The sequence below is a fragment of the Myxococcus sp. CA056 genome (assembly GCF_013336715.1).
GTDB classification, from domain to species: Bacteria; Myxococcota; Myxococcia; order Myxococcales; family Myxococcaceae; genus Myxococcus; species Myxococcus llanfairpwllgwyngyllgogerychwyrndrobwllllantysiliogogogochensis.
This window is the reverse complement of sequence record NZ_JABUMT010000053.1, coordinates 1-447: the sequence shown is the minus strand read 5'-3', so window position 1 is coordinate 447 and position 447 is coordinate 1. Positions and strand designations below refer to the sequence as shown.

Sequence of the window (447 nt, the reverse complement as noted above, 5' to 3'; positions counted from 1 at the left end):
CGGAGGCTTGAAGCCCTGCTCCACCACTGCGCTCACGTCGGACGTCGTGAGACGGACGCGCGGCTTCCCATCCGTGGAGCCCACCTCCCGCAGCCGGGGCTGCGTCCTCGAAGACCACGTGTCGACGAAGTACCCGCCCGACGGCGCCAGGGTGATTCGGTGCATGCCCGCGCCCGACGACAGCCGCTTCAGCGCACCGCCCTTCAATCTGCCCCGGTAGAAGAGCTGCTCGTACGGCGCACCACTGTCGGCGGAGGCCACCACGAAGATTGCGTCACCTCCAGGCCCGACGCCGACCACTTCGTGGACGGGGAACGCGCCCCGTGTCACCTGGCGGATGAGCCGTCCCGACACGTCATACAGGTACACGTGCCGCCAGCCGTCACGCTCGGACATCCAGAGGAAGGACTTGCTGTCCGGCAGGAACCGGACCTGCTTCGCAAAGCC

1 protein-coding gene is annotated in these 447 nt (G+C 68.0%); it reads right to left on the bottom strand.

Annotated elements, in window-relative coordinates; translation table 11 throughout:
- Positions 1–447 (bottom strand): DPP IV N-terminal domain-containing protein (locus HUA76_RS44800; RefSeq protein WP_174464430.1); only part of this gene is annotated, 447 nt, incomplete at both ends.